Source organism: Burkholderia sp. COPS (assembly GCF_019425585.1).
Classification (GTDB): domain Bacteria; phylum Pseudomonadota; class Gammaproteobacteria; order Burkholderiales; family Burkholderiaceae; genus Burkholderia; species Burkholderia cepacia.
Genome location: NZ_WIXR01000009.1, coordinates 438,846 through 454,129, shown reverse-complemented (window position 1 = coordinate 454,129; position 15,284 = coordinate 438,846). Strand labels below are relative to the sequence as shown.

Annotated in this window: 14 protein-coding genes and 1 pseudogene; 7 read left to right on the top strand and 8 right to left on the bottom strand. The window is 67.5% G+C overall.

Features of this window, described 5'->3' with window-relative positions:
- The first annotated feature begins 60 nt into the window (after positions 1 to 60).
- Positions 61 to 492, top strand: a pseudogene (locus FOZ70_RS07965) (nuclear transport factor 2 family protein).
- The gene (locus FOZ70_RS07960; RefSeq protein WP_258025569.1) at positions 489 to 1,895 is read left to right on the top strand and encodes an MFS transporter; all 1,407 of its coding nucleotides are present in this window, start codon (positions 489 to 491) and stop codon (positions 1,893 to 1,895) included. Before FOZ70_RS07965 ends, FOZ70_RS07960 begins: the two are co-directional and overlap by 4 nt.
- Positions 1,896 to 2,116: 221 nt before the next feature.
- Here the strand turns inward: FOZ70_RS07960 and FOZ70_RS07955 are convergent, their stop codons facing one another.
- Together FOZ70_RS07955 and FOZ70_RS07950 are read right to left on the bottom strand one after the other, a co-directional pair.
- Complete coding sequence (locus tag FOZ70_RS07955; RefSeq protein WP_219705457.1) at positions 2,117 to 2,737, bottom strand: hemolysin III family protein; 621 nt, start codon at positions 2,735 to 2,737, stop codon at positions 2,117 to 2,119.
- A gap of 196 nt (positions 2,738 to 2,933) precedes the next feature.
- A complete protein-coding gene (locus tag FOZ70_RS07950; RefSeq protein WP_175850268.1) occupies positions 2,934 to 3,320 on the bottom strand; it encodes a helix-turn-helix transcriptional regulator in 387 nt (128 codons plus the stop codon).
- Positions 3,321 to 3,455: 135 nt separating this feature from the next.
- Between FOZ70_RS07950 and FOZ70_RS07945 the strand changes: the two genes are divergently transcribed.
- A complete protein-coding gene (locus FOZ70_RS07945) occupies positions 3,456 to 4,613 on the top strand; it encodes an MFS transporter (protein WP_219705455.1) in 1,158 nt (385 codons plus the stop codon).
- Positions 4,614 to 4,729: 116 nt separating this feature from the next.
- Here the strand turns inward: FOZ70_RS07945 and FOZ70_RS07940 are convergent, their stop codons facing one another.
- On the bottom strand, positions 4,730 to 4,936 hold the full coding sequence (locus FOZ70_RS07940) for a YbdD/YjiX family protein (protein ID WP_006480280.1): 207 nt from the start codon (positions 4,934 to 4,936) through the stop codon (positions 4,730 to 4,732).
- Positions 4,937 to 4,948: 12 nt separating this feature from the next.
- Positions 4,949 to 7,027, bottom strand: coding sequence for a carbon starvation CstA family protein (locus FOZ70_RS07935; RefSeq protein ID WP_021158673.1), 2,079 nt, complete (start codon positions 7,025 to 7,027; stop codon positions 4,949 to 4,951).
- A gap of 270 nt (positions 7,028 to 7,297) precedes the next feature.
- Between FOZ70_RS07935 and dapF the strand changes: the two genes are divergently transcribed.
- Complete coding sequence (gene dapF, locus FOZ70_RS07930) at positions 7,298 to 8,128, top strand: diaminopimelate epimerase (protein WP_219705453.1); 831 nt, start codon at positions 7,298 to 7,300, stop codon at positions 8,126 to 8,128.
- 219 nt (positions 8,129 to 8,347) lie between these two features.
- On the opposite strand, the gene FOZ70_RS07925 is transcribed toward dapF, so the two are convergent.
- The 4 genes from FOZ70_RS07925 to FOZ70_RS07910 all read right to left on the bottom strand — a co-directional run bounded on the left by FOZ70_RS07925 (position 8,348) and on the right by FOZ70_RS07910 (position 12,594).
- Positions 8,348 to 8,776: a PRC-barrel domain-containing protein gene (locus tag FOZ70_RS07925; protein ID WP_219705450.1), complete on the bottom strand. Its 429-nt coding sequence runs from the start codon at positions 8,774 to 8,776 to the stop codon at positions 8,348 to 8,350.
- A 188-nt stretch (positions 8,777 to 8,964) separates the two neighbouring features.
- Entirely contained in the window at positions 8,965 to 9,921 is a 957-nt protein-coding gene (locus tag FOZ70_RS07920) for a hypothetical protein (protein ID WP_219705445.1), read from the bottom strand.
- Positions 9,922 to 9,937: 16 nt separating this feature from the next.
- Positions 9,938 to 11,068: a 3-deoxy-7-phosphoheptulonate synthase gene (locus tag FOZ70_RS07915; protein ID WP_060051113.1), complete on the bottom strand. Its 1,131-nt coding sequence runs from the start codon at positions 11,066 to 11,068 to the stop codon at positions 9,938 to 9,940.
- A gap of 209 nt (positions 11,069 to 11,277) precedes the next feature.
- Positions 11,278 to 12,594 (bottom strand): lipase family protein, encoded by a 1,317-nt coding sequence (locus FOZ70_RS07910; protein WP_219705442.1) that lies wholly within the window; start codon positions 12,592 to 12,594, stop codon positions 11,278 to 11,280.
- A 405-nt stretch (positions 12,595 to 12,999) separates the two neighbouring features.
- Here FOZ70_RS07910 and FOZ70_RS07905 point away from each other — a divergent pair, with 405 nt between their 5' ends.
- The 3 genes from FOZ70_RS07905 to FOZ70_RS07895 are packed head-to-tail and all read left to right on the top strand — an operon-like array spanning position 13,000 to position 15,270.
- Positions 13,000 to 13,554: a hypothetical protein gene (locus tag FOZ70_RS07905; protein WP_060051116.1), complete on the top strand. Its 555-nt coding sequence runs from the start codon at positions 13,000 to 13,002 to the stop codon at positions 13,552 to 13,554.
- Positions 13,523 to 14,005 carry a hypothetical protein gene (locus FOZ70_RS07900; protein WP_258025568.1) on the top strand — a complete coding sequence of 161 codons (483 nt, stop codon included), beginning with the start codon at positions 13,523 to 13,525 and terminating at the stop codon, positions 14,003 to 14,005. Before FOZ70_RS07905 ends, FOZ70_RS07900 begins: the two co-directional genes overlap by 32 nt.
- The gene (locus FOZ70_RS07895) at positions 14,005 to 15,270 is read left to right on the top strand and encodes a hypothetical protein (RefSeq protein ID WP_219705535.1); all 1,266 of its coding nucleotides are present in this window, start codon (positions 14,005 to 14,007) and stop codon (positions 15,268 to 15,270) included. The genes FOZ70_RS07900 and FOZ70_RS07895 overlap by 1 nt, the downstream gene beginning before the upstream one ends.
- Positions 15,271 to 15,284 lie beyond the last annotated feature (14 nt).

Sequence of the window (15,284 nt, the reverse complement as noted above, 5' to 3'; positions counted from 1 at the left end):
ACGTCCCGCGACCGCGCGCTCATACAGTGGGTTCCGTTATCGACACTTCCGGAACCCGCCATGACACATCCCGATGCCGATGCCCGGCACATTTACGAAGGCTGGCACGCGGCCGTCGTCGCGCGCGACGTCGATGCGCTGATGGCGCTGTATACCGACGACGCGGTGCTCGAAACGCCGCTGATCGTCGTCACGCTGCCCGGTCACGGCTCGGGTGTGCTGCACGGCAAGGCCGCGATCGGTGCGTTCTTCGCGGCCGGCCTGCGCAATCCGGGCAACCGGCTCGGGCGCTGGTAACGCACCGGGTTGTTCTTCTCGAACGGCCGCCAGCTCACGTGGGAATATCCGCGCGCGACACCGGAAGGCGACCAGGTCGATCTCGTCGAAGTAATGAACCTGCGCGACGGGCTGATCGCGCATCATCGCGTGTACTGGGGATGGGTCGGCTTTCTCGCGCTGCGGGCCGCCGCGCCGGCGCCCGACCACGCATGACGGCCGCCGCGCCGAACCGGGCCGCGGCCCGCCGCGTGCTCGCCGCGACCTGCGTGAGCTACACGCTCGTGCTGCTCGACGCGTCCATCGTCAACGTCGCGCTCACCGATATCGCCCACACGTTCGGCAGCCGTATAGCCGGCCTGCAGTGGATCGTGAATGCGTACACGCTCACGTTCGCGAGCCTGCTGATGACGGGCGGCACGCTCGGCGACCGGCTGGGCGATCGCACCGTCTATGTCGCGGGGCTCGCGATCTTCGTCGCCGCATCCGCGCTATGCGGCATCGCGCCGAGCCTCCCGGCGCTCGCGATCGCCCGCGCGCTGCAAGGTGTCGGCAGCGCGATGCTGGTGCCCTGCTCGCTCGCGCTGCTCAACCGCGCGTTCCCCGAGCCGGCCGCGCGCGCATCGGCAATCAGCCTGTGGATGGGCTGCGGCGGCATCGCGATGGCGTCGGGCCCGCTGATCGGCGGCCTGCTGATCCACCTGTCCGGGTGGCGCAGCCTCTTCTTCGTGAACCTGCCGCTCGGGCTTGCCGGCATCTGGCTCGCCCGCACGGTCACGCGCGCCGCCGGCGACGCGTCGCGACATTTCGACTGGGGCGGCCAGGCCGCGGCCATCGTCGCGATCGCCACGTTGATCGGCACGCTGATCGAAGGCCCGTCGCTCGGCTGGCGCTCCGCGCCGATCGTCGGCGGAGCGGCGACGAGCGCCGTCGCGTGGATCGCGTTCATCGCGATCGAAGCGCGGCGCCGCGAACCGATGCTGCCGCTCGCGTTCTTCCGCAACCGGCTGTTCGCCGGATCGACGTTCGTGTCGATGGCATCGGCGTTCGTGTTCTACGGCTTGCTGTTCGTCCTCAGCCTGTTCTATCGGCAGATTCGCGGCGCGAGCCCGCTCGACACCGGGCTCGCGTTCCTGCCGATGACGGCGATGGTCGCGCTCGGCGGACTGTGCTCGGGCAGGCTCGTTGCACGCTTCGGCGCGCGCGGTTCGATGTGCGCCGCGTTCGCGCTCTATGCGGCCGGCGCGCTCGGGATGACGGGCATCGGTGCGGCGACACCGGCGTGGCTCGCCGTCGCGCCGATGCTCGCGATCGGCTTTGCATCGGGATTCATCTCGCCGGCCGCGACGTCGCCGGCGCTCGGGACGGTCGACCGCCGCCGCGCGGGCGTGGCGGCGGCCGCGCTGAACGCGGCGCGGCAGAGCGGGTCGGCGCTCGGTGTCGCGATCTTCGGCGCGTGCATCGCGACCGTGCAGCCGTTTCCGGTGGCGATGCGGGTGGCGTTGCTGGCGGCTGTGGCGATATCCGGGTCTGCGATGGCGGCGTGGTGGATCGCGACAAGGGAAGTGCTGAAAGTGGGCGCTCACACGGTCGGGATTCGTGTGGTCGAAGGCGAATAGATCATTCGCCCGAAGCGAAAGCGTGTCACGACGAACAGCGCCACGCACGAGCGGATCTTCCTGCACACGCCCCCTGGTTCATCGCATTACGTCCGCATACGCGTTGCGAACACAACGACCTCGTGTGCCGGTGCGCCGACATGCGTCAACCCGATGCCGGTGCGATCGTCGATCCGCGACCGGTCGACACGACGCCGGCGGCGGCTGACGCCGCCTTCCGCTCACGCAACGTACATCGCGACACTGACGAACTGGCACAGGCTGCCGGCCAGCACGAACAGATGCCAGATGCCGTGCCCGTGGCGGATGCGTTCGTCGTTGATGAAGAAGTAGATGCCCGCACTGTAGATCAGGCCGCCGGCCACGAGCCACGCGGTACCGACCAGCGGAAGAGCATGGATCAGCGGACGTACCGCGACGAGCGCGAGCCAGCCCATCGCCACGTACAGGATCATCGACAGCATGCGCGTGCGCCGCCCGAGCGTCAGTTCCTGCACAATGCCGAACACGGCCAGCCCCCAGCTCACGCCGAACAGCGACCAGCCCCACGGGCCGCGCAGCGTGACCAGCGTGAACGGCGTATAGCTGCCGGCGATGAGCAGGTAGATCGCCGAGTGGTCGCACTTCTGCAGAATGGCCTTCAGGCGCGGGCTACGCACGCTGTGGTACAGCGTCGAGATCGCGTAGAGCACGCAGAGCATCGCGCCGTACACGCTGAAACTCACCACCTTGTAGGCGTCGCCTTCGAGCGCGCCCATCGTCACCAGTGTTACCAGCCCTGCCACCGATAGCACCGCGCCGACGAGATGGGTAATGCTGTTGAAACGCTCACCGGCATGCACGACGGGCTCCTCCTGTGCGGGTTCATCGGGGTGAATGGTTCACATGATACCGGCCGGGAAACGAAGCCGGGTTGCAGGCAGATCAAGCCCGGCACTCGAAAGGCTCCGCGGCGCCGCGCGCCCGGCGCGTCACGCTCGCCGCCGCATGGCGAACCGGCGCATCCCGCCGGGCAGCCCATCCACCCTCCACCAGCCGTCAACCGTCGCTGTCTGCCGGCGGCGCCCACTCGGCCACGAGCTTCAGCAGGCCGGGAAAGCGCAGATCGAGATCTTCCGTGCGCACGCGGCTGCGCCGCTCGAGCCCGTATTGACGCTGGCGCAGCACGCCCGCGTCACGCAACGCCTTGAAGTGATGGGTGAGCGACGATTTCGGGCGATCGAAGCCGAACCAGCCGCAAGGATGGTCGTAAGCCTCGGATTCCAGCATCAGTTTCCGCACGATCGTCAGTCGCAACGGATCGGCCAGCGCGCCAAGAATGGTTTCGAGCCGAAGCTCGGCGACGTCCGGCTCCGGCAGCGGATCGGGCAAATCCGCGGGCGCCGGCACGAGGCCGGCCGTCCGTTCAGGGTGGGTTCGTTTCATGTCCGCAAGCATATCACCCTGTACGAGTTTTTTCGAACTAAGCTATAGTTCGAGAAAACTCGTACAAGGAGCGCACTCATGTCCGACACCGCCGTCCCCCAATCGCGACCCGCGGGCTCGCGTTCCGCGCCTCGCATGGCACACGCCGCCTGGATGGTCACCGCCGTGTTCATGCTGTCCAACTCGCCGACGCCGCTGTACGTGTCCTGGCAGCGCGCACTCGGTTTCTCGTCCGGCACGCTGACCGTCATCTTCGCGCTCTACATCGCCGGCCTGCTGGGTACGCTGCTCGTCGCCGGCCAGCTTTCGGACCGTTACGGGCGCAAGCCGGTCCTGCTGCCCGGCCTCGCCGCGGCGCTGATCGCGTGCGCGTTGTTCGCGACCGCGTCGTCCGTCGCCATGCTCGCGGTCGCCCGCTTGCTGACGGGTATCGCGGTCGGCGTGATCGTGTCGGCGGGCATGGCGTCGGTGATCGATCTCGCGGGCACCGAGCGCCGCAAGGCCGCGCTGCTCGCGTCGGTCGCCATGGTGCTCGGCGCGGGGCTCGGGCCGTTGCTCGCCGGGATTGCCGCGCAAACCGCCGCGCGTCCGGTCGCCCTCGTCTTCGGCGTCGAGTTCGTGATCCTGCTGAGCGCGTTGGCCGTCGCGCTGCGGCTGCCGCGCAACCAGCCCGCGCAGGCGCCAGGCGCCGCGCCGCCGCTACGTCTGCCGTCCGTGCCGGTTCACAACCGGCGCCATGTCGCCAGCGGTGTCGCCGTGTTCGGGCCGGGCATCACCGCGACCTCCTTCGTACTTGCGTTGGGTCCGTCGTTGCTGGCACGCCTTCTTCACGTGCGCAGCCCGCTGCTCGCGGGCGGCATGGCCTGCGCGATGTTCATCGCCGCTACCGGTGTCCAGTTCGTCGCGCGGCGCGGATCGATCCGTACGACGTTCGTTGCCGGCACGGTCGCCACCACGCTGTCGATGGTGATGCTGTGCATCGCCGTGCATGCGTCGTCGGCTGCCGTCCTCGTCGCGGCGGCGCTCTTCGCGGGCGCGGGACAAGGCCTCGGGCAGCTCGGCGGCCTGACGCTGATCGGCCTGCACGTACCGGACGCGCGGCGCGCCGAGGCGAACGCCGTCATGAACATCGGCGGCTACCTCCCGGCGGGACTGATGCCCGTGATGACCGGGTACGCGATCGACCGCATCGGCTTCACGGCAGGCGCGACCGGTTTCGCCGTCGCCTTGACGCTGATCGCGCTCGCCGCGGGGGCCGCCGCGGTGCTTGCGCTCCGTCACGACAACGACTGACGGCCGCACGCGACGGCATGCGTTGCACGAGCCGGTCGCCTTGCGGCGACATGAAAAAAGGCGTCATGGCTTTCACGCCATGACGCCTTTTCGTTCTTTCCTGCCGTTTCAACCGCTCAACAGCACTTCCCTGCTCCTGACCCGTACCGCGCATTCTGACGCTCGCGGAAGAATTCCTCGTACGTCATCGGCTCGCGGTCCGGATGGGTCTCGCGCATGTGCGCAACGTAGGTGTCGTAGTCGGGCAGGCCGACCATCAGCCGCAACGCCTGCCCGAGGTAACGCCCCGCGCTGCGCAGGTCGCTGCCAAGATCGCTGAACATCGCGGCCTCCCCTCAACGTCCGCTGCCGAGCGCCTGCGCGGCCGGCATCGCTTCGTACGGCGTCTCGCGCACGGTCGGCTTCGACTCGCGGCGCGCGCGCAGCACGGCGAGCACGCCGTACACCGCGATCGCCACGACGACGAAGATGAACAGCCCGGCCAGCGCCGCGTCGATGTAGTCGTTGAAGATGATCCGCTTCATCTGCGCGATCGACTTCGCCGGCGCGAGCACCTTGCCTTCGTCCACCGCGGCCTGCAGCTTCGCGGCGTGCGCGAGGAAGCTGACCTTCGGGTTCGCGTCGAAAATCTTCTGCCAGCCGGCGGTCAGCGTGCAGATCAGCAGCCACACGGTCGGCACGATCGTCACCCACGCATAACGCTCGCGCTTCATCTTGAACAGCACGACGGTGCCGAGCACCAGTGCGATCGCGGCCAGCATCTGGTTCGAGATGCCGAACAGCGGCCACAGCGTGTTGATGCCGCCGAGCGGATCGACCACGCCCTGGTACAGGAAGTAGCCCCACGCGGCCACGCACAGCGCGGTGGCGACCAGGTTCGCGGGCAGCGACTCGGTGCGCTTGAGCGCCGGGTGGAACGTGCCGAGCAGGTCCTGCAGCATGAAGCGGCCCGCGCGCGTGCCGGCGTCGACGGCCGTCAGGATGAACAGCGCTTCGAACAGGATCGCGAAGTGATACCAGAACGCCATCATCGCTTCGCCGCCGATCACCTGGTGCAGGATGTGCGCCATGCCGACGGCCAGCGTCGGCGCGCCGCCCGCGCGCGCGATGATCGTCGTTTCGCCGACGGCCTTCGCGGTCTGCGTCAGCATGTCCGGCGTCAGCACGAAGCCCCACTGCGTGACCGTGTTGGCCACCGCTTCCGGCGTCGAGCCGAGCACGGCGGCCGGTGCGTTCATCGCGAAGTAGATGCCCGGCTCGATCACGCACGCGGCAACCAGCGCCATGATCGCGACGAACGATTCCATCAGCATCGCGCCGTAACCGATGAAGCGCGCGTTGGTTTCGTTGTCGATCAGCTTCGGCGTCGTACCCGACGAGATCAGCGCATGGAAGCCCGACACGGCGCCGCACGCGATCGTGATGAACAGGAACGGGAACAGGTTGCCCGACCACACCGGGCCCGTGCCGTCGACGAACTTCGTCAGCGCGGGCATCTTCAGTTCCGGCGCGACGACGAGGATGCCGATCGCGAGGCCGAGGATCGTGCCGATCTTCAGGAAGGTCGACAGGTAGTCGCGCGGCGCGAGCAGCAGCCACACCGGCAGCACCGATGCGACGAAGCCGTAGCCGATCAGGATCCACGTGAGCTGCGTGCCGGTGAACGTGAACCACGCGGCGAGCGTCGGCGAATCGTGCACGTGCTGGCCGAACGCGATCGACGCCATCAGCAGCACGAAGCCGATGATCGACACTTCGCCGATGCGGCCCGGACGGATGTAGCGCGTGTAGACGCCCATGAACAGCGCGATCGGAATCGTCGCGGCGACGGTGAACGTGCCCCACGGCGAATTGGTCAGCGCCTTCACGACGATCAGCGCGAGCACCGCGAGGATGATCACCATGATCAGGAACGCGCCGAACAGCGCGATCACGCCGGGCACCGTGCCGAGCTCCATCTTGACGAGGTCGCCGAGCGAACGGCCGTCGCGGCGCGTCGAGATGAACAGCACGATGAAGTCCTGCACCGCGCCGGCGAACACGACGCCGGCCAGGATCCACAGCATGCCGGGCGTGTAGCCCATCTGCGCGGCGAGCACGGGCCCGACGAGCGGGCCGGCGCCGGCGATCGCGGCGAAGTGATGGCCGAACAGCACGTATTTGTTGGTCGGCACGTAGTCGAGGCCGTCGTTGTACTTGACGGCCGGCGTCATCCGCAGCCCGTCGAGCTGCATGACCTTGCTGGCAATGAAACGGCTGTAGAAGCGATACGCGATCAGATACACGCAGACTGCGGCGATCACGATCCAGAGGGCACTGACGCGCTCGCCGTGTGCGAGTGCGATCGTGCCGAACGCGAACGCGCCGAGCAGCGCGACCGCAATCCAGAGCAGGGTACTGGAAGCCCGATTCATGGCGTCTCCTGGTCTCCAATGTGTTTTTGAGTGGATGCGGCGAGGCGCCGAACCCGCGTGACGTCGATGCGTCGTGCCGCGGTCTCGCAAAGGCCGCGGCGATGGGCCGTAGTATTCCGTGTGACCGGGGAGGCTTACAAGCGGTTAACTACGTATGCGGAGCTACGTAGAATTACGTAGATGCCGATTGGGTAGATATCGTCCGGCGCGCGATTGATCGTGAACGGCGGGCCACGTACAGTGTTCACCTGTCTCTCTGCCGGAACCGCCATGCCGATCGGATTTCAGAAGATGAACGCAAACGGCGACGACTTCGTCATCGTCGACCTGCGCGGTCAGGATCAGGAACACCTGCCGCGTATCGACCGCGACCTCGTGCGACGCATGGGCGACCGGCCCCGCGGCATCGGCTTCAACCAGCTTGCCGTCGTGTCGGACTGCGACGACGCGGCGGCCCGCGTCGCGTTCTGGAACGCCGACGGCTCGCCGCTCGACACCTGCGGCAGCGCAACGCGCGGCGTCGCATGGAAGCTGATGCGGGAATCCGGCATGGCGTCGCTCGTGCTGCGGACCCGCCGCGGTTATCTCGTGTGTTCGAGGGAGACGAACGGGCTGATCACCGTCGAGATGGGCACGCCGCTCACCGGCTGGCGGGACGTGCCGGTCGCCGACGCACTCGACACCCTCGCGCTGCCGCTGCCCGGCGCGCCGGCCGCCTGCAACATGGGCAACCCGCATTGCACGTTCTTCGTCGACGATCTCCGCGCGATCGACGTCGCGGCACTCGGCTCCGCCATCGAAACGCATCCGCTGTTTCCGCAGAAAACCAACGTGCATTTCGTTCAGGTCATCGATCGCACGCATATTCGCCTGCGCATCTGGGAGCGCGGCGGCGGCGTGCCGCTCGGTTCGGGATCGTGTTCGTGCGGTGCGGTCGTCAACGGCATCCGGCGCGGGCTGCTCGACGATACGGTGCGGGTGACCTGCGACGGCGGCGACGTCACCGTTCGATGGGACGGTACCGGCAGCGTGCTCCTGAGCGGGCCGGTTTCGTTCGGGTTCAGCGGGGTATGGGTGGGCGAGGAGAAGCCGGCGATCTGATCGCCGGCATGTGCGGCATTCACGGCGTGTGACGGCGCACCGCGCCGATTCGCGCGCGATGCGCAGTTGCATCGGCATCGATCGTCGAGGCAATTCGCCCGGAGCCACGATGCGAGGCCGAGCCGCCGCCGACTCGCGCCGACTCGCATGGCCATCGACGAACGACGGTCGCCGGCCCCGACGCGGTGCGCGCTGGGCGGCGATGCATCGAATCGACGATCAGTGCTTGTCGTCGACCTTCTTCGGCTTCGGCGGCGACGGCACCTTCGCGTACTGGAACGCCGGCGTCGCCTTCAGCGCTTCCTTCGTCGCGCCCGGCAGGTAGATGTTGCCCTTGCGGACGTCGAGCGACGCGATCGGCACCGCGACGTCGTGCGCGGCCACGCCGAGGAAGCCGCCGGCCGACACGATCGCCGCGGACACCGAGCCGTCCGGCGCGACGATCAGGTCGCGCACGGTGCCGACCTTCTGGTTGTCGTCGTTGTAGACGGCCTTGCCGAGCACGCTCTTCTTCACGCTCCAGCCTTCGAGCAGCGCCTGCGATTGCTCGACGGTGACGCTGATCGGCTGCGCACCTGCGATCTGCGCATGCGCGCTGACGCTCGAGGCGAGGACGGTTGCTACGATGAGGGTCTTGTAGAAAGCCATGCTGTTGTGCACTCCGGTGAATTGTTGTCGGTCGCGGCGGCCGGCCGAGCCGCCGCCGTGCATGCACCGCGCGAAGCCCGGCGGCCCGCGCGCGACACATCGCACCGGCCCATGTTAGCGCCACTCGCGCAACGCTGCATCGGACGCGATGACGCAGCACCCGTCACCCGCCCCGCGCGATGGCGACACTACGGACAACGCAGCGAATCGCGAACGCGATCGAACTCCGGCAGATAACGCGCGTAGTTCTCCTCGCGCGCCGTGTAGATCAGCGCGCAGGTCTTCGTGTCGCCGGCAGTCGCCACGACCGCCTGGTGGACGACTGCGTCGCCGAGCGTCTCCTTGTGCTCGCAAGTCAGTGCGGGCCTGCCGGCTATCGTTTCGTTTGCCGCGTGCGGCGATTCGGTCGCGCCGCCCCCTTCCCCGCCTCCCTCGTCCCACCCGTCGCAGAGGCTCGACAGGGCATCGTCGCTCTTGTCGCCGATGACGAACTCGATCCCGGCCGAGATCAGCCCGAACCTGAAGCGCCGGATCCGGTAGGTCGCGTCGCCGCGATCCTCCGGCTGGTTCGCGACCCGCCATCCCGCAGGCAGACGCAGTTCCGCGGGCGCCGGATAGTCGCGCACGAGCCGCAGGTCGTTGTCGAAGTTCAGCACACCCGCAACACCCAGCACGACGATCGCCGTCGCAATCGACAGCCAGACGCCGAGCAGCGTCAGCAGGCCGATGCCCGCCGCACACCAGTTCGATTGCAGTGCACCGCCGGCCGCCCGGTGAGCGTCGACGGCCGCGCGCTGCGCGTGCCGTGCATAGACGATCGTCCCGGCGAGGCCGGCAATGACGACCACATGCACGAGCGCGTGGGGCACCGCCGCGGTTTCCGGAACGTCCGCCGCCGCGTAAAGCACGATCGACACGAGCGTGACGAGTGCCGTGACGAGAATCTGCCGCTGCGCGAGCGCGCGGTGGCCGAGACGCCGCGCGTTCGCCGCGAGCAGGATGCCGCCGGCGAGCGGCGAGCCGAGAAACGCCGCCCAGCCTATGCCCGCCATCGTGAACAGCTTGCCGGGCGGCACCGTCGCCGCCCCGCCGGAAGCAGCGGGTTCGCCCGGGACAGCCGGTGCGTCGGAAGGGAAATCGGTCATGCCGGTATCGTCCGTGTCATGCGTTGCGCGACTGTGCACGCCGTTGCCGCACGGCGTCGGCCAGCACGTCGAGCACCGGCTCCGTCTGCGTCCAGCTCAGGCATGCATCCGTGATCGATACGCCGTACTTCAGCGGCACGCCCGGCTTCAGGTCCTGCCGCCCTGCCTCGAGATGGCTCTCGACCATCACGCCGACGATCCGCTGCTCGCCCTGCGACAGCTGCCGCGCGAGATCCTGTGCGACCTCGATCTGCCGCTCATGCGACTTGTTCGAGTTTGCATGCGAGCAGTCGACCATCACCTGTTCGCGCAACCCGGCCTTGCGCAGCACCGCGCAGCTCGCCTCGACATGTTCGGCGTCGTAGTTCGGGCCGTTCTTGCCGCCGCGCAGGATCACGTGCGCATCGTCGTTGCCGCGCGTCTCGAAGATCGCGGCCATCCCCATCTTCGTCATCCCCATGAACGCATGGCTCGCGGCCGCCGCGACGATCGCGTCCGACGCGACCTGCACGCCGCCGTCGGTGCCGTTCTTGAAACCGATCGGGCAGCTCAGGCCCGACGCGAGCTGGCGGTGGCTCTGGCTCTCCGTCGTGCGCGCGCCGATCGCGCCCCATGCGATCAGGTCGGCGATGTATTGCGGGCTCAGCAGGTCGAGGAATTCGGTCGACGCCGGCAGGCCCAGTGCGTTGATGTCGAGCAGCAATTGCCGCGCGGCACGCAGCCCTTCGTTGATGCGGAAGCTGCCGTCGAGGCGCGGGTCGTTGATGTAGCCCTTCCAGCCGACCGTCGTGCGCGGTTTCTCGAAGTAGACGCGCATCGTGATCAGCAGGTCGTCCTTCAGCGCATCGGCGGCGGCCTTCAGCCGGCGTGCGTAGTCGAGCGCCTGGTCGTGATCGTGAATCGAACACGGGCCGACGACGAGCAGCAGCCGGTCGTCGCGGCCGTGCAGGATGTCGCCGATCGCGCGGCGCGTGTCCTCGACGAGCGTCTGCGTGGCGGCCGGCACCGGCAGCTCGTCCAGCAGCAGCGCGGGCGAAATCAGCGGGCGCACGGCGCCGATGCGGACGTCGTCGATGCGCGTGGTGTCCTGCGTCGCGTCGGCACTGCCTACCTCGCGATCGTGGGAAGGATTGTCGAGGTTCTGCATGGTGATTCTCCGGGGGACGTCTGTAATGATGAGCAGGCTCGATTATGGCACCCGGGCGGGGCGACAAAGGGTTCCGGCGGGAGGGCCGGGCGCGGCAAAGGCCGCGTTGATGCGATCGGGATCAATCCCGGAATGAAAAAAGCGACCCGTGAAGGGTCGCCCGGCCATGCGCCTCGCGGTACGGTACGGTGCGGTGCGGTGCGATGCGGCTAGTGCAGCGTCTCGGGCGCCAGCGAATTGCTCGGCAGCAGCGACGTCAGCCAGCAGTTGCTCGGCGCGGCTTTCCCGTTGAAACGGTCGTAGAGCCACGGCAGCATGCCGGCCACCCACGGCACGATCGCCCCGGCATGCTCGAGCGGATACTCGGTGTACGTCACCGGCGTGCCGCTGGCGCAGAACTTCTGCGCGAGCGCGCGCACGTCGTACGCGAGCATCACGCCGTCACCCACCTGGCTGCTGAAGGTGCCGTCCAGCGCACCCGCCGTGCCCTGGCCGATGAACATCGGGATCGTCGGCGATGCGGCCAGCCCGGCATTCACCTTGTTGGCATACGTCACGTACGCGGGAATGCTGTTGATGTCGTTCGCGTATTGCGGCTTGAACAGCGTGCCCCAGTGCAGCCCCGTGTATTTCGGCAGGATGTACGCGAGCGACTGGCTCTGGATGTCGTTGAACACGGCGACGCCGGTATCGCTGAGATAGGGCGTCAGGTCGAATCCGTAGCCGCGCGACAGCCCGGCCAGCGCGGCCGCGGCCACGCCGCCCCACACGATGCTGCCGTCGACATAACGCAGGTTGTGCGCGGGGTCGACCAGCACACCGCCTTCCGCCGCGCCGACGAGCTGCCTGTTGATCTCGGGTGCATAGCTCGGCGCGAGCTGCGCGGCCCAGTTCGTCGCGATCGCGCCGCCGGAATAGCCGATCATCGCGACCTTGCTCGACGGACTCAGGCCGGTCGACGGCGTATTGAGCGCCGCGCGGATCGAATCGAGCGTGGTCATCCCGTATTCGGGGCCGGCGGCGAAGTCGGCCGTCTGGCCTTCCGTGTCGGGCACGATGACGTTGTAGCCGAGCAGCAGCAGCGTCGACAGCGGAATCGATTCCGCGCTGTAGAGCAGCGTGCCGACGTTGATGATCTTCGTGACGTCGCGGTCGCCGGCGATCACCTGCGACGGCTCGTCGTACGGGTTCAGCGAATCGTAAGCCGACTGGTACGAGATGGCCCGGCCGTTGCTGACCTGGCTCCGGATCACCGACGTCACGTTCACGACCGGCTGGTTCAGCGCGTTATTGGTGCGATACAGCAACTGCTGCGCGGTCAGCGCGGTCGGAATGCCGGCCACGTGATAGGTGACGTTGCGCGTCTTGAGCACCGTGCCCGGTGGAATCGATGCCAGCGGCGTGGTGCCGGTGTAGGTATAGAACGGATCGGACACGGCCGGTGCGCCGGCGCTGGCCGGCGGTGCGGCGACCGCCAGCGCGGCGGATACGGCTGCCACGGCCAGCATGAAACGTCTGGAGGACATGGTTGGGGCCCCTGGGATAACCAGCTCTCATCGAAGGAAGTTCGGCGGTGTTGCAGACCATCGTGTGCGCCGCGTCAAAACCGTTTCCGTGCCATCGACTGTCTCCTGTGAAAGATTGATCCGGCCTGTTCTGAATTCGTCGTTTTAGTAGGAGTACAAACCGGATTAATTGAAGCACATCGAGAACGCGCTCGACGGGCGTTTTCCATTGTTTGAAGGTAAACGTCTAAACGCGCCGCCGCACGATGCGGGGCGCGCCGGCCGTTCGGCCGACTGTCCGCGTTTTGCGGAAGTACCGTACGATCACGGCTGTCGGGTACCGAAGCGGCCGCGTCGTGCGATGCCGGCCGCACGGCGCACCGCCTGCCTGTGACCGATCGTTTCCTGCCCAGCCGACACGCCACGATGACCGTCTCCGAACTGCTCCGCGCCATTCGCCAACCGTATGCCGACCTGCTCGCGAAAGCGGCCGCACAACCGGCCGTGATCGCCGAACCGGCCTACCGGCATGCCGACGGCACGCTCGCCACCGAAGGGCCGCTCGCGCTGCCGTGCCGGGCCGACATCATCGCGACCGAAGGCGAATCGGCCGGCCAGCCGGCGATGGTCGATTCCGCCACGCAGCTGGATTTCGAGCCGTTCGCGTTCGATCTCGACACGGCGGCCGTGTCGATCTGCCCGTTCGTGTGGGACTGGGCCGCGATCGAGGCCGACGGTCTCGACGAAAGCGCGGCGGCCGACGCGTTCAAGGCATGGTTCTTCGCGTGGTTCGATGCCGACGACGAGAACACACCGGCCGAAAGCGGCCTGCACGGGATCGTTCATTACCTGTCGGAACCGGTTCGCGCGGAACAGGGTTGGCGCGTCCATGCGGATCTCGGCTCCGCGCCCGAAACGGCCGTCGAGGATCTGCTGTTTCGGCTCGTCGATGCGGGCGCTTCGCGGATCAGCGTCGGTTGATTGGCCACTTCGTTTCCCTCACGCCATCATGAAAAAACTCTTCGCAGCCGTGCTGCTTTGCGTGTCGCTGCCGGCACTCGCCAAGGTATCCACCGACGTGTTCTGCTTCAGGTCGGACGGCGACAAACCCGTGCGCTTCGAGATGCGCACCTACTATGATGATGCGGTCAAATGGTCGGGCGGCATGGTGCGCTATGCGCATTCGAAAGCGGCCCTGCCCCTGGTGATCGAACACGAGGAGGATGAGGTGCTCGACGAAAACCGTCCGCACCAGTACACGACGACTTGGGTCGAAATGGTCGGCGGCAAGGTCAACGGGCGCTACGAAATGATGACCCAGGGCGCGATGGTCTATTCGATGACTTACACCAACGCGCGCACCGGCAAGCAGACCGCGTTCGGCCGCGCGCTGGATGTCGATGCGTCCGAACAGACCGGGTGCCGCTGGTGATGCGCCCGCTGATCCGGATTGTCCTGGTGCTGGTCGCGCTGCACGCAGGCTTCGCGCATGCCGCGCCGCGCACGGTCTACGAAGGCACGCTGCAAGGTGCCGGAGCCGTCGTGATGGAACTCGACGATCGCCCGGCTGCGGACGGCTCGATCTCGGGCCGCTACTTCTATGCGCAGCACGGCGTCGATATTCCGCTGCGCGGCACGCCCGCGCAACTGGTCGAACCGCTCGTGCGAACGCAGTTGCCGGACGACGCGCGCAGTCCGTTGGGATACCGCGAGCAAGCCAATTTCGATCATGCCGCGACCACCTGGCAAGGCACGCGGGACAAGGCCGGCTATCGCGGCCGCTGGACCGACACACGCTCCGGCAAGACGCGTAGCTTCACGCTGCGGCGCGTCGCTGAATACGATCCCGACGCGGTTGCGCCCGGGTCGGTCGAAGCGATCACCGCGGTATCCGCGGGGGGTGTCGGCAGCGGCATCGCGCGCAGCGCGGAGATCGACATGCAGCACGCCCCCTATGCCACGCTGAAGCTTGCCGGGCACGTACGGCCGGTGGGCGCCGAGATCGGCGACGGCCTGGTTGCCTACCGGATGTGGAGCGACCCGCGCACCGTGCTCGCGTATCCGCGGCTGAGCCGCCATCCCGATCCGGCCGTGATGGCACGGGTCAACCATCTGCTGGAACAACGGCACTGGCAGATGAGTCTCGCAGCGCTCGAATGCGCGGCGACGCGCTATACGGACGACGGGCCGGCAGCCGGTACGCTCGGCAGTTACGACGACGAGCACGTAACGGTCACGTGGCTGTCGCGCGCGGTGTTAGGTATCGTGGAATCGGGCAGCCTGTTCTGCGGCGGCGCGTACCCGGACAATCACTACGATCCGGTCACGTTCGACCTGCTGCGTGGTACGTACCTCGACTGGAATCGCGTGATCGACGCGGCTGCGACAGGCAAGGACGGCGACCCGGGAACGAGCCCCGCGCTGGTGAGTTTCATTACGCAGTTGCGCGACAAGGCAACACACGGTCTTCAAGTGACAGACGGCAAAGACGTCTCGCTGTCGTGCGCGGACGTGTTCCCCGAGTATCTGGCGTTCGAACTCGACGCACCCGGCAAGCTGTCGTTCGTCGTATCCGGGATCGGCCACGCGATGGGCGCCTGTCTCGGGCCGCAACTCGATGTGCCGTTTGCGTCGCTCGCGCCGATCCTGAGGCCGGGCGGCGCGCGTTATCTCGTACCGGGCGTCAAGCTGAAGTAATAAGGCGGTGCGGC